The sequence below is a fragment of the Bradyrhizobium daqingense genome, assembly GCF_021044685.1.
GTDB lineage: Bacteria > Pseudomonadota > Alphaproteobacteria > Rhizobiales > Xanthobacteraceae > Bradyrhizobium > Bradyrhizobium daqingense.
The window spans coordinates 7,290,899-7,302,948 of sequence record NZ_CP088014.1; the positions used below are offsets into that span (position 1 = coordinate 7,290,899).

Genomic DNA, 12,050 nt, shown 5'->3' on the forward strand with positions numbered 1-12,050 from the left:
TCGGCTATTGCGGCAGCAAGCCGGTCCGAGATTTGTGCGTCGGTCAGGCGCCTTCGCCCGCCGATTTGACGCCATCGATCACGAGCCGGCGCAGCCAGACCGCGCCGGGATCGTCGTGACTTCGTTCGTGCCAGAGCAGGCGATAGCCGTAGGGCGTCACCTGCGCCGGCGGTTTCAGCATCACGAGGCCGAGTCGCGGCGCAAGCTGCCGGGCCGCCCGCGAGGGCATCGTCACCAGGTAATCCGACGCTGCCGTGATCACCGCGGCCGTTGCGAAATATGGCACACGCAACGCGACGTGCCGCTTGTAGCCGCGCTCGGCCAAGGCCGTATCGATCGGTCCGCCCTGCCCGCCGAAAATGCTGACCACGATGTGCGGCCAGGTCGTGAACAGCTTGATCGGCAGCACGTCCTTCGCCCCCCGCAGCTCCTTCAGCAAAGGATGCCCTTGCCGGATCAGCGTCACGAAACTTTCGCGGAACAGCTCGCGCGCCCGAAACGAGCCGGATACCGGGTTATCGGCATACAGCACGAAATCGACCTGACCGTCAGCGAGCATGCGAAACACGTCACGTGAGAAGCTGACGATTTCGATCGCCGCACCGGGTGCCTCGCGCGCGAAGCGGGCGGCGACATTGGGCAGGATGGCGAGCGCTCCATAATCGGTCGTCGCGATACGGAAGATGCGATCGGTGGCGGAAGGATAGAACTTCGGCTTGTGAAGAAATGTCTCGACGCCGCCGAGCAGGGTCGCCAGCGGCTCGCGCATCGCCTCGGCGCGGAGCGTCGGCATCATGCCGCTTGCCGCCTTCACCATCAACCGGTCGCCGAACAGGCGCCGCAGCTTTGCCAGCGCGCGGCTGATCGCCGGCTGGCTGCTGCCGAGGCGCTCAGCGGCGCGCGTGACACTGCCGGTCTCGAGCAGCGCATGCAATACCACCAGCAGATTGAGGTCGACTTTCGCCAAATCCATCGTGCGCATAACGTAAATTCTATCATGATATTTGTGGATGACGCCAGGTTGACATACGTTGCCTTCCATCGCCGCTACGCCGGAGACGCCGTTATGCCATCACATCTAAACATCACGCGCCGCCTCCTGCTCGCCGGCAGCGCGGCCGGAGCGATGACGCCGCTGCTGGGCATGCCGGCAGCGATCGCGCAAACGCAGGCGCCTAAGACCAATTCCGGCCACTACAGCTTTCGGGTCGGCGATATCAAGGCGACCGTCGTCAGCGACGGCACGCTGAGCGGCAATCCGCGCATCTACGCCTCTACCGCGCAGGCGGAGGAACTCGGCAGGACGTTGAGCGATGCGTTCTTGCCGACCGATACTTTCAGGCTCAACCTGAACACGCTTCTGCTGGAAATCGGTCAGGCGAATCCTGATCGAGGCAGGTGCAGCGCAAACACTCGGCCCCGATGGCGGACATCTGTTCCGCAATCTTGCGGCGATCGGCGTGCAGCCCGAACACGTCGACGCCATCGTGATCACCCATACCCATCCCGATCACGTCGGCAATCTCAGCCGCGCCGACGGATCGAGCGCTTTTCCAAAGGCGACCGTCTATATTCCCGAAGACGATTTTGCGTTCTTCATCCGCAATGAGCCGGACCTGTCGCGGCTGCCTATGCCGGAAGACTTCCGCCGCGCCTTCATCGCGAATATCAAGCGCAGCGTGGCACCGGTCGCCAAGTCTGCCGTGCTGTACCGGCCGGGCAGCGAATTGTTGCCGGGCATCACGACGATCGCCGCCGGTGGCCACACGCCGGGCATGTCGGCGATCCTGGTGCATTCCGGCGCGCAAGCATTGCTGATCACGTCCGACGCCGCCTATAGCCCCCTGCTCAACATCGACAATGCCTGGCGGCCCGGTCCTGATCTCGATCCTGACTCCGCCTTGCAGTCGCGCAGGCGCCTGTTCGACCGCGCCGCGACGGACCGCATCCCGGTGCTTGGGTTCCATTTTCCGTTCCCGGGCATCGGCAACATCAGAAAAACGGACAACGGCTATCGCTGGGTGACGGCGAGCTGGCGGTTCGACGGCTGAGCTGGTCACGCCCTGAGGTCGTGCCGCCCAACCCTAAACCTTCCGATACGTCACATGCCCCGTCGCGAACGGGATGCCCGCACGCCCGGCACTTCCGCGAACGATGCACGCGCGATCGTCGATCGCGTAGAACAAATCATCGAAGTTCAGCTTGAACGACTTGCCATCGCCCTGGGGCGTGTCGCGCGTGTATTTCCAATGGAAGGCGCAACCGGCCTGCTCGCCGGTGGCTTCGCCTTCCAGGCGGTTTTCGTGGCCGGTGTATCGGCCGTCGCCCAGCTTGTGAATCGTCCAGCGCAGCGTGTCGCTGTGGCCGTCATCGAAGGTGTAGGTTTCGGTCAAGACGACGGTGTCGGTGTCCGCATCCAGCTCGCCATGAGCGGTAATCGACGCGCGCTTCAGGACCCCGCCGACAAGGCTTTCGACCACCGCCCATCCTTCCAGGCGGCCGACGAAGAACTGCTCGGGGAGAAACACCGGCGTGGTGCCGGCGAACGCATCAATGGCCATGGCGAGTCCTCAGAGACCGATGACGACATAAGTCGCCCCTCAACACTGGGTTCCTCGGGACAAAACTGCTGGCTCCGCGGAGGCCTGCAGCACCGCCATTCCGTCGCGGCCGGATTTCCAGTGCGGCCCGCGCGGCTCGCTCCGCGCTTCTATTGCTTTTTGGTGGTGGCTTGCTCCAAGGCCTTCTTGCGGCGTGCGCGGAGGGAGGCCCGCCTTTTCATTCGCCTGGTCTGGTGTGCCGGGCCCGTTGCCGAAGGTTTCGACGCATCTGCCGGCGGTGTTGCGGGCGTGCTCGGCGTCGCCGCGGTTTGAGCTTCAGCCTGCGACGCCGTGAGACATGCAGACGACGCAAAAAGTCCAAACACAGCCGCGGATCCAAGAAAGCCGAGTGCGTTTCGGCGACAGACCTGTTTCAGCTCGGAACGCTCGCCCATTTCATGCTCCAATATGCCGTCTCCAGGGGAATGCACCGAAACCCGGGAGCAAGCTCTTGATATGGATCAACCGATACGCGCGTGTCGCTATGGCTGTCAGCGAAGATGCAGGCTTCAGTCAGCACGACGATATCGGTGTCCGCGTTGATCTCGCCATGAGCCGTGATAGCCCCGCGCTTCAGGAGCCTGCCGACAGGCTCTCGCCCCCCGCCAGCGCCTCGCATTCTCCACAGGGCATGGGAACACGTGGACAATTCGCAGCCCTGCCGTTTGGGAATCGCTGACCCGTGCTAACCGCCGGGAACGAGCAGGCGGGCGGGCGGATTCGTCCCGGCGAGGAGCGTTCTCATGCTGATGACGAGGGACAGACGGCCGGCGATCCGCACGCTGCGGGGATGGGCCATCCATGTGCTGCAGGAGGCCGGCGCCATCCACGACTGCGAGGAGCACGGCTGGGCCAAGGATCGTGCCGACCCGCACGCGCTCGCACACGCCATCGATCTTGCCCGCGAGGCGCCGCCGGCCGGCCTCTCGCCCGACGACGCGATCGCGGAGCTGCGCGATGTCCTGGACTCGATCGGAGACACCTGTCCGGAGTGCCGGGACGGAGATTGCTGAGCCAGCACCGAGCGGGAGATCCGGTTTCCGCATGGAGAGACGGGGACAGTGCACTCAAGAACTCCGCTTTCTTCTGCGTTCTTCGGTCGCATTTGCGTAAGAGCTGGTGACCAACTCCGATGAGCCGACGATGAGACCACGGTCCCTCCGCGAGGGCAGCCTAACTCGCCGGGCGAAAGGATTGCCTCCGGGCGCACGCCAGTTAGATTGAGGACTCGCCCCGAGACACCTGAACGGTGAATACGGAGACGACTCATGAAACTCGCGCGTGACGGGATCCAGCTCTCCTTCGACATCGCCGGGGCGGGACCGCTTCAATTCCTCTTCGTCCATGGCCTGGGCGGGGACCGCACGCATTTCGCGCCGCAGATGGCGTATTTCGCTCGTCAAGGTCGAGCGTTGAATGCCGAGCTGCGGGGGCATGGTGAGAGCGACAAGCCGCAACAGGCCTATTCGATCGAAGGCTTTGCCGACGATCTCGTCTGGCTGTGCAACCGGCAGCAGATCACGAAGCCGGTCATCGTGGGTCAGAGCATGGGTGGCAATATGGCGCTCGAGATCGCCGCCCGCTATCCGGACTTTCCTGCAGGCCTGGTGCTGCTCGATTCAGGGGTGCTCTTCCCTGCCTCGGCAGGGACGGTTTTTGCCGGGTATCTGGAAGGCTTGAAGGGCGCGAATTTTGCGGACGAGGTGCGCAGAATCGTGGCGGACTCCTGTCTGCCGACTGACAGATGCCGCGCCCATGTCGAACAGACCTTTCTGGCGACACCACAGCACGTGCTGGTCTCCACGTTTACAAGTCTGTTTCCCTGGGATGTGCATCGGGCGCGCGCGTGCGCCCAGGCCTGCCAGGTCCCGGTGCTCTACATCGAGGCGGCCCATCGGCTGGCGGACCTGGATCGTTTTGCGGCATTGTGCCCGCGACTGATCACCGCCAAGGCGGTCGGCTCCGGGCATTTCCTGTCGCTCGAAGTGCCGGAGCAGATCAACCCGATGATCGATCGGTTTATCTCGCTATACGTGCGAGGACCCGGGTAGCTTCGTCGCGGCCGGGCACTGCGGCGGGCATCAACCGGCGCGGATAAACCTGGGGACCAGGGACATACGATTCGCCCAGCGGTGCACTCGGGTGCTTCAAGCCGACTTCCGCCGGGCCCCCGCCGCTGGCTTCTTCGCCGCCGCTTCCTTCGGCTGCTTCTTGCCGGCGATCGGCATCAGCATCTCCTTCTGGCCGGCCGCCGCCTTCCTCGGCTTCTTAGCCGGCTTGTCTGCCTTCGCGGGCGCGGCCTCCTTGCCGACGCTGCGCCGCAGCGCCTCCATGAGGTCGACGACGTTCTCGCCCTTGGGCCGCTCCTTCGGCCGGATCACCTTGCCGGCGCGCTTCTCGTTGATCAGCTCTATCAGCGCGGTCTCGTAATGGTCCTCGAACTTCTCGGGCTCGAAGCGTCCGGCCTTCTGGTTGACGATGTGCCGGGCGAGATCGAGCATGTCCTTGGTGACCTTCACGTCCTGGATCTCGTCAAAGTATTCCTGCTCGCTGCGCACCTCGTAGGGGTAGCGCAGGAGCGTGCCGACGAGGCCCTTGTCCATCGGCTCCAGCGCGATGATGTGCTCGCGGTTGGTGAGCACCACGCGCCCGATCGCGACCTTGTCCATCTCGCGGATGGTCTCGCGGATCACCGCGAAGGCGTCGTGGCCGACCTTGCCGTCCGGGCGGATGTAATAGGGGCGGATCAGATAGCGCGGGTCGATGTCGGACCTTGCAACGAACTCGTCGATCTCGATGGTGCGCGTGGACTCCAGCGCGATCTCCTCGAGCTCCTCCTTGGAGACCTCGATATACTGGCCCTTCTCGAGCTCGTAGCCCTTGACGATGTCCTCGTTCGTGACCTCGTCGCCGGTCTCCGCGTCCACCTTCAGGTATTTGATGCGGTGGCCGGTCTGCCGGTTGAGCTGGTTGAACGAGATCTTCTCGCTCTCTGAGGTGGCGGGATAGAGCGCCACGGGACAGGTGACGAGGGACAGTCTCAGGAAGCCTTTCCAATTGGCGCGGGGGGCCATGTACGCAGAACTCCGGTTCGAGGCGGCTTGGATTCAAGACGAACGGCCGGCTTGGGTTCCGACATGGCCTGTGCAGAAAACGGCAGAACATCCGTCAACCGACCGCATCTGGCCTCGGCCGGATCAGTTTGGGCCGAAAACAGCGGGAATCGCTTGTTTTTCTGGTGCCTCGTGGACCTGATCGACGTCAATGCCTCACCAGCTGCCCTTCGGCGGCAGCAAAACGGACGGGCGCTACGGCTGAGTTGTGACGAGCGGCGGGCGGCGAACATCTTGGAGCAGCAGGGCCCTGCTCAACTCGCCTTCCTGATCCGCGGTCCCTTGAGGAAATCGGAAAAGGCCTTGAGCGTCGCCTCCGAGACGTGGTGCTCGATGCCTTCGGCATCCGCCTCGGCGGCCTCCCTGGGCACGCCGAGCGCGAGCAGCACTTCGAGAACGAGACGGTGGCGGGCGCGCACGCGCCTTGCGAGCGCCTCGCCTTTCTCGGTCAGGAAAATGCCGCGATAGGGACGCGCCGTGGCGAGATCCTCGCGCTTCAGCCGCGCGATCGTGTTGATCGCGGTGGGATGCGACACCCCCAATCGGCGCGCGATGTCGGTGGCGCGCGCCTCACCCGTCGATTCGATCAGATCGGCGATCAACTCGACATAGTCTTCCAGGATCGCCGTCGACCGCGCGGTGCGGGCCTTCCCGAAGCGTCGCGCCTGTGCCTGTTCCGTCGGCAGGGCATGCAGCGAGGGCTTGCGAGTCGGTGAAGCCTTCCGGCTCATGGGAGAATCCGCATTCATGGCCGATCGACCATGGGCTCGCCGGCAGGACATTGCAAGCTGACGAATTGCCCCTGTCGCCTTCCTGCAACAGCCTCGCAATTGCAACAGCCCCGCCTTGACATCGTAGCAAATGCCTCGCAATTGTAGCTTAAGCTACATATTGGTGTCGTTGCTATGCGTTGAGAACGCGTTGGAGGTTGGGGATGCGTGTTTGCGTTGCTCGTCGGGCCCTTTCGGGCACGACGTCGGTCGCCTTGATCTGCTTGCACGGAATCGCAGCAGCCCAGCAGGCCGCCCCTCCTTCGACCGACAGCCCGTCCAGGCCGCCCGCAGCCCAGTCCCAGCCACAAGCGACGCCGGATGCATCGAACGCGCGGCCCGCAGCAGCTCCCGCGCCGGCCCCCAGCGCGTCCGGGTCTCCGTCCACCGCCACCTCGGCGCAGCCGTCATCGCCGGCACAGGCCAACGCGCCGTCAGAGATCGAGATTCCGCAGGTTACGGTCGAAAGCCGGCAGCGCAGGCCGACCCGCCGTACCACGCGCAATGAAGCGGCTGGCCGGACCACCGCATCGCGCAGTGCACCGGCACCCGCGACACTGCCGACGGTCGCCTCCGCCGTTCCGCCTTTCGCACCATCGGCGCTGACCGGCGACCAGATCCAGACGAGCGCGAGCCCGAGCTTCGGAAACCTGTTCTTCACCGCACCCGGAGCGACCTCGGCCGGCCTGTCGACCCAGTCGTCACGCCCTGTGCTGCGCGGCCTGTCCGACGCCAAGGTCCGAATCCAGGAGAACGGCATCGGCAGCGTCGACGTCTCCGACATCGCGCAGGATCACGGCGTTCCGCTCGATCCGCTGGCGCTGCAGAGGACCGAGATCTTTCGCGGGCCGGGCGCCCTGCGCTTCGGCTCTCAGGCCGTGGGCGGCATCGTCGACGTCACCAACAACCGGATTCCGACCGCCGCGCCCGTCGGCGGAATGGCGGCGGAGCTGCGGTCGGCCGTCACCTCGGTCGACAATGGCTGGGAAAGCGGTCTGCTGCTCGACGCCGGTGCCGGCAACGCTGCCGTGCACGCCGACGTCTATGGACGCGGCGCCCAGGACTATCGGATTCCGAGCTACCCTTACCTCGCGCCGCCCAGCCCGGCACCGGCCTTCAACGGACGACAGCCGAACTCGGCGATGCAGAGCGCCGGCGCGGCGATCGGCGGCTCCTATTTGTTCGATGGCGGATATGCCGGCCTGTCGATCTCTCGTTTCACCAGCGATTACCACGTCCCCGGCATCGCATCGGCGGAAAGCCAGCAGCATAACGATCTCGAGCAAACCAAGATCATGAGCAAGGGCGAGTATCGTCCGGACGCAATGGCCATCGCGGCCGTTCGCTACTGGCTCAGCTATTCGGACTACCGGCACGACGAGGTCGACGTCAACCAGACCGCTTTCGGGACTTTCCAGACCATCGGCGCGACGTTCAAGAACCGCGCGACCGAGGGCAAGGTCGAAGTGGAAAGCCGGCCCGTAGCGACGCCGCTCGGGGCATTGACCGGCATCGTCGGCGTCCAGGGCGCCTACCAGCGCCTCGACACGATCGGCCAGGCCATCCTGCTGCCGGCCCAGACCACGACGGCCGCCGGATACGTCTTCGAGGAATTGCAGCACACCGATACGCTGCGAACCCAGTTCGCCGCCCGCATCGAATCCGTCGACGTTGCCGGCACCTCGTTCGAATTTCCATCGAGCTACCTGCCGCCGCCGAACGAACCGGCGAATGCGCCGTCCCGGTCGAGCTTCCTGCCGACGAGCCTCAGCCTCGGCGTGATCAAGGATCTGCCGTCGTATCTTCAGGCGAGCCTGACGCTGCAGCGGATCCAGCGCGCGCCGCGCGCGCTCGAACTGTTCGCGAGCGGTCCCGACGATTCGGAGAAAACCTTCAAGATCGGTAACCCCGACCTCTCTCTCGAGACCGCCAACACCGCGGAGATCGGCCTGAAGCGAACCCGCGGCGATGTCAGGTTCGATGCCAATCTCTATTACACCCGCTACGACAAGTTCATCTTCGGCCAGTCGACCGGCAATTTCTGCGGGGCGACGTTCGCGAGCTGCGTGGCCGGCGGCACCGGCGACTACATCCAGGTCGCCTACTCCCAGCGCGACGCGATCTTCCGCGGCGGCGAATTGTCGTGGCAATGGGACGTGTCGCCGCTCTCCGGCGGCATCTTCGGCCTGGAAGGCCAGTTCGACGTGGTGCGCGCCACCTTCACCGACGGCACCAACGTGCCGCGCATCCCGCCGATGCGGCTCGGCGGCGGCGTGTACTGGCGCAGCGACGCCTGGTACGCGCGGCTGAACCTGCTGCACGCCTTCCGGCAGAACGACTTCGCGCAATTCGACACGCCGACCGACGGCTACAATCTGCTCAAGCTCCAGATCGAGCACCGGCAGCGCTGGAAGGATTCGCCTTGGGGCGCGGTGGAATTGGCGACGGGTCTGATCGGCGACAATCTGCTCAACGCCGACATCCGTAACTCCGTGCAGTTCCACAAGGACGAGATCCTGCAGCCGGGCCGGACCGTCAAGCTGTTCCTCAACGTCAAATACGGCGCCGACGCGCTCGCGACGAACAGGATCGGCATCGCGCGCGAGCAGGATACACCGTCGATCTTCGGTCAGGCGCCATCCGCGCCATCGTGGGACTGGAGCGGCCTCTATGCCGGCGGCAATGCTGGATATTCATGGGGCGCCGCGAAGACCTATGCGGGCTTCATCGACAATGCGAGCCAGACCCCGCTCTATGGCGAGCGCCCGAGCGCGCGGCTCGATCATGCGGGGCTCGGCGTCCAAGCCGGTTACAACTGGACGATGGGACGGATGGTGGCGGGCATCGAAGGCGATTTCGTCTACGCCGACCAGCACGGCCAGTCGTCGACCACATGCCCGACGGCCGCCTGCAACGCAGCTCTGCTCCCGCTCGATGCGCCGACGACGGCCAGCATGGCCTATCGGCTCGACTGGATGGCCTCGCTGCGCGGCCGCGTCGGCGTCGCGGTGACGCCCGCAACCCTCGCCTACCTCACGGCCGGCGTTCCGTTCGGAACCGTGAGCTCATCCGGATCGGTGTCGGGCTTCACCACGACCGGCGTTGCGACGACGACGCCCTTCAACGTCGACACCTTCCGCTTCGGCTGGGCGGTCGGCGCCGGCCTGGAAAGTCGGCTGCTCGGCAACTGGACCGGACGGATCGAGTATCTCCACGCCGATCTCGGCTCGTTCCGCGCCACGCCGAACATGGCCAGCGGCATGGCAACCTCGTTCGATTCCGATGCGCAGGTCAGGACCGACACCGTCCGCGTCGGTGTGAACTACAAGTTCGGCGCGATGATCGCGGGCGACTAATTCAGATCTCCCCGAGCGAGGGCAGGACCTCCACCGCCGCTCGAATTCAGCCCCGGTTGAACGATGCGCGTAACGGAGCGCCTCCGCTCACTTGACGGTGAACCGGATCGGCAGCCTGACCACCACCAGGTCGCCGGCAAAGGTGTCGGGGGGAGCCGGAAACGGTTGCGCGCGCTTCAGCAAAGCAACGGCTTCGCCATCCAGCGCATCCGAGCCCGAGCTCTGGATCACGCGCGCGTCGCCTACGATCCCGTTACGATCCAGCGTGAAGCGGACCTGGGCGATGCCCTGTTCCCGGCGCGACCGAGCGGCTTCGGGATAGCGCTTGTTGCGTTCGACCAGTGCCAGGATCTGCGAACGCCAGGTCGCGATCGCCTGCGAGTCCTTTTGGTTCGGCTGACCCTGGGTTGGCGCCGCAGCCACCGGCGCGATGCGTTCCGACACGGCCGGCGGTGCCGACGTCGCCGCGGCGGCCTGTTGCTCCGGGGCGGCGTCCGGCTGCGCCTTGGTGCGCGCATCGACGACGGCCTCCGGGTTGGCCGCCTGCGGAAGCTCGGGCGCATCGTCGAGCTGTGCGACCTCCGGCTTCGCCTCGGGGCGCGCCTCGGACATCACCTGCTCCGGCCCGGGCGGAATCTCGGTCGGCGTGGTCGATGGGGCCGCAGGCAGCGGCGCGAGGTCCACCACCACGGCGCCCGCCGGCTCGGCGGGATCGAGATCGTCCTGCCGTTGCCACGTCGCGAGCGAAGCGGCGAGTGCACTGTACATGGTCAGAACGGCGAGGCTGCTGAAAGTCCAGCGCTTCAGGTCCGCTGCGTCTTCGGCGGCGAGACGCTTCATGGTTCAGTCGTCTGCTCCAGCCCGACCAGCGCGACCTTCAGGTAACCGGCCGCGCGCAGTCCATTCATGACCCGCATGATCTCACCGTAGGGAACCATCTTGTCGCCGCGAAGAAAAATCCGCGCATCCTTCTGGCCGTTGGTGGCGGCATCGAGTGCGCCGGCGAGCGCGGCACGGCTGACCGTCTCCTCGCCGACGGACAAGGAGAGATCCGGCTTCACGGTGAGATAGACCGGCTTGTCCGGACGCGGATGCGGCTGGGCATTCGAAGCCGGCAGGTCGACGGCAATGTCGACCGTCGCGAGCGGCGCAGCAACCATGAAGATGATCAGGAGCACGAGGATGACGTCGATGAACGGCGTGACGTTGATGTCATTAACCTCGGCGAGGTCGCCGCCGGCCTGATTGAGATTGATCGCCATCGGCCTACTCCGCCGCCGCGAGCCGCAATCGCTTGGCGCTGATGCCGCCGCCATCGAGATCCCGGCCCGCCAGGCGCGCGATCTCCGACGAACTGTCGACCAGCAGCGCGCGATACGCACCGATCTGGCGGGCAAACAGGTTGTAGACCACCACCGCCGGGATGGCGGCGACGAGCCCGAGCGCAGTCGCCAGCAGCGCTTCCGCGATGCCGGGCGCAACCACCGCGAGGTTGGTGGTCTGCGATTTCGAGATACCGATGAAGCTGTTCATGATGCCCCAGACCGTGCCGAACAGGCCGACGAAGGGGCCGGTTGCTCCGATGGTCGCGAGCACACCGGTGCCGAACGCGATACGCCGGCTCGCGGCCGCCTCGATCTGCTGCAGGCGGGACGCAATCCGCGCCTTGATGCCGTCCTTGTCCATCCGGTCGGTGCTGAGATCGAGTTCGGCGACCGTCGCCTCCAGCAATCGTGCGACGGGCCCCTCGCGGACCGTCTGCACGGCCTCGTCGAGGCTCCGCGCCCCCTCGAGCTCGCGCAGAGCGCGCCTCACATTGCGGCGCGCGCCGAACATCTCAATCGCCTTGGACAGGCAGACCGTGCACGTCACCAACGTGGCGAAAGCAAGCCCCACCATGACGGTCTTCACCACGATGTCGGCCTGCATGAACATGCCCCAGGGGCTGAGATCGCGAGGGAGCGTCGCAGCGGCTGCCACCGTGCTTTCGGAACCCTGCTGCGCGAGCGCGGGCCCCATCGCGCCGGCCAAGCCGAGCACGACGATGGCCGGGAGGCGGAAGGCGACATTTGACGCCTGACCGGTCGAACCGAAGCGCCGGCGCGGAAGCGTACGAATTTGCATCGATTCAGCCTTTCAGCAGTTCAGGTATGTGCTTACGCTTTATTATGTAGCATCACCTACGTCTTGCTGCAAATGCTGGAATTCGCG

The 12,050-nt window shown here is 65.4% G+C and carries 11 protein-coding genes and 1 pseudogene; 4 read left to right on the forward strand and 8 right to left on the reverse strand.

Annotation, left to right across the window (positions count from 1 at the left end):
• Positions 1–43 precede the first annotated feature (43 nt).
• Entirely contained in the window at positions 44–973 is a 930-nt protein-coding gene (locus LPJ38_RS34775) for a LysR family transcriptional regulator (protein ID WP_158644772.1), read from the reverse strand.
• Between the two features lie 93 nt (positions 974–1,066).
• Here LPJ38_RS34775 and LPJ38_RS34780 point away from each other — a divergent pair.
• Positions 1,067–2,051: pseudogene (locus tag LPJ38_RS34780) on the forward strand (MBL fold metallo-hydrolase).
• Between the two features lie 33 nt (positions 2,052–2,084).
• Here the strand turns inward: LPJ38_RS34780 and LPJ38_RS34785 are convergent.
• On the reverse strand, positions 2,085–2,561 hold the full coding sequence (locus tag LPJ38_RS34785; RefSeq protein ID WP_145638085.1) for a DUF3833 family protein: 477 nt from the start codon (positions 2,559–2,561) through the stop codon (positions 2,085–2,087).
• Positions 2,562–3,343: 782 nt separating this feature from the next.
• Between LPJ38_RS34785 and LPJ38_RS34790 the strand changes: the two genes are divergently transcribed.
• Positions 3,344–3,613: a hypothetical protein gene (locus tag LPJ38_RS34790; protein WP_145638088.1), complete on the forward strand. Its 270-nt coding sequence runs from the start codon at positions 3,344–3,346 to the stop codon at positions 3,611–3,613.
• A 255-nt stretch (positions 3,614–3,868) separates the two neighbouring features.
• A complete protein-coding gene (locus tag LPJ38_RS34795; RefSeq protein ID WP_145638091.1) occupies positions 3,869–4,651 on the forward strand; it encodes an alpha/beta fold hydrolase in 783 nt (260 codons plus the stop codon).
• A 96-nt stretch (positions 4,652–4,747) separates the two neighbouring features.
• On the opposite strand, the gene ku is transcribed toward LPJ38_RS34795, so the two are convergent.
• The 3 genes from ku to LPJ38_RS34810 all read right to left on the reverse strand — a co-directional run bounded on the left by ku (position 4,748) and on the right by LPJ38_RS34810 (position 7,219).
• Positions 4,748–5,674, reverse strand: a complete 927-nt coding sequence (gene ku / locus LPJ38_RS34800; protein ID WP_145638095.1) for a non-homologous end joining protein Ku — start codon at positions 5,672–5,674, stop codon at positions 4,748–4,750.
• 293 nt (positions 5,675–5,967) lie between these two features.
• Entirely contained in the window at positions 5,968–6,444 is a 477-nt protein-coding gene (gene mntR, locus LPJ38_RS34805; protein ID WP_145638096.1) for a manganese-binding transcriptional regulator MntR, read from the reverse strand.
• Positions 6,445–6,616: 172 nt separating this feature from the next.
• A complete protein-coding gene (locus LPJ38_RS34810) occupies positions 6,617–7,219 on the reverse strand; it encodes a hypothetical protein (RefSeq protein WP_231088719.1) in 603 nt (200 codons plus the stop codon).
• On the opposite strand from LPJ38_RS34810, the gene LPJ38_RS34815 reads away from it, so the two are divergent.
• Positions 7,134–9,839 carry a TonB-dependent receptor domain-containing protein gene (locus LPJ38_RS34815; RefSeq protein WP_231088687.1) on the forward strand — a complete coding sequence of 902 codons (2,706 nt, stop codon included), beginning with the start codon at positions 7,134–7,136 and terminating at the stop codon, positions 9,837–9,839. The two genes, LPJ38_RS34810 and LPJ38_RS34815, sit on opposite strands and share 86 nt — an antisense overlap.
• Positions 9,840–9,926: 87 nt before the next feature.
• On the opposite strand, the gene LPJ38_RS34820 is transcribed toward LPJ38_RS34815, so the two are convergent.
• Genes LPJ38_RS34820 through exbB form a run of 3 tightly spaced genes read right to left on the reverse strand, consistent with a single transcriptional unit; the run spans position 9,927 to position 11,963 of the window.
• Positions 9,927–10,679, reverse strand: a complete 753-nt coding sequence (locus LPJ38_RS34820; RefSeq protein ID WP_145638098.1) for an energy transducer TonB — start codon at positions 10,677–10,679, stop codon at positions 9,927–9,929.
• Positions 10,676–11,101, reverse strand: coding sequence for a TonB system transport protein ExbD (exbD, locus tag LPJ38_RS34825; RefSeq protein ID WP_145638103.1), 426 nt, complete (start codon positions 11,099–11,101; stop codon positions 10,676–10,678). The genes LPJ38_RS34820 and exbD overlap by 4 nt, the downstream gene beginning before the upstream one ends.
• A gap of 4 nt (positions 11,102–11,105) precedes the next feature.
• Positions 11,106–11,963 (reverse strand): tonB-system energizer ExbB, encoded by an 858-nt coding sequence (exbB, locus tag LPJ38_RS34830; protein WP_145638105.1) that lies wholly within the window; start codon positions 11,961–11,963, stop codon positions 11,106–11,108.
• Positions 11,964–12,050 lie beyond the last annotated feature (87 nt).

What these genes read in the sequence shown, in the direction of transcription:
- LPJ38_RS34775 (WP_158644772.1), bottom strand. Translation starts at nt 973, where the DNA reads ATGGATTTGGCGAAAGTCGACCTCAATCTGCTGGTGGTATTGCATGCG.
- LPJ38_RS34785 (WP_145638085.1), bottom strand. Translation starts at nt 2,561, where the DNA reads ATGGCCATTGATGCGTTCGCCGGCACCACGCCGGTGTTTCTCCCCGAG.
- LPJ38_RS34790 (WP_145638088.1), top strand. Translation starts at nt 3,344, where the DNA reads ATGCTGATGACGAGGGACAGACGGCCGGCGATCCGCACGCTGCGGGGA.
- LPJ38_RS34795 (WP_145638091.1), top strand. Translation starts at nt 3,869, where the DNA reads ATGAAACTCGCGCGTGACGGGATCCAGCTCTCCTTCGACATCGCCGGG.
- ku (WP_145638095.1), bottom strand. Translation starts at nt 5,674, where the DNA reads ATGGCCCCCCGCGCCAATTGGAAAGGCTTCCTGAGACTGTCCCTCGTC.
- mntR (WP_145638096.1), bottom strand. Translation starts at nt 6,444, where the DNA reads ATGAGCCGGAAGGCTTCACCGACTCGCAAGCCCTCGCTGCATGCCCTG.
- LPJ38_RS34820 (WP_145638098.1), bottom strand. Translation starts at nt 10,679, where the DNA reads ATGAAGCGTCTCGCCGCCGAAGACGCAGCGGACCTGAAGCGCTGGACT.
- exbD (WP_145638103.1), bottom strand. Translation starts at nt 11,101, where the DNA reads ATGGCGATCAATCTCAATCAGGCCGGCGGCGACCTCGCCGAGGTTAAT.
- exbB (WP_145638105.1), bottom strand. Translation starts at nt 11,963, where the DNA reads ATGCAAATTCGTACGCTTCCGCGCCGGCGCTTCGGTTCGACCGGTCAG.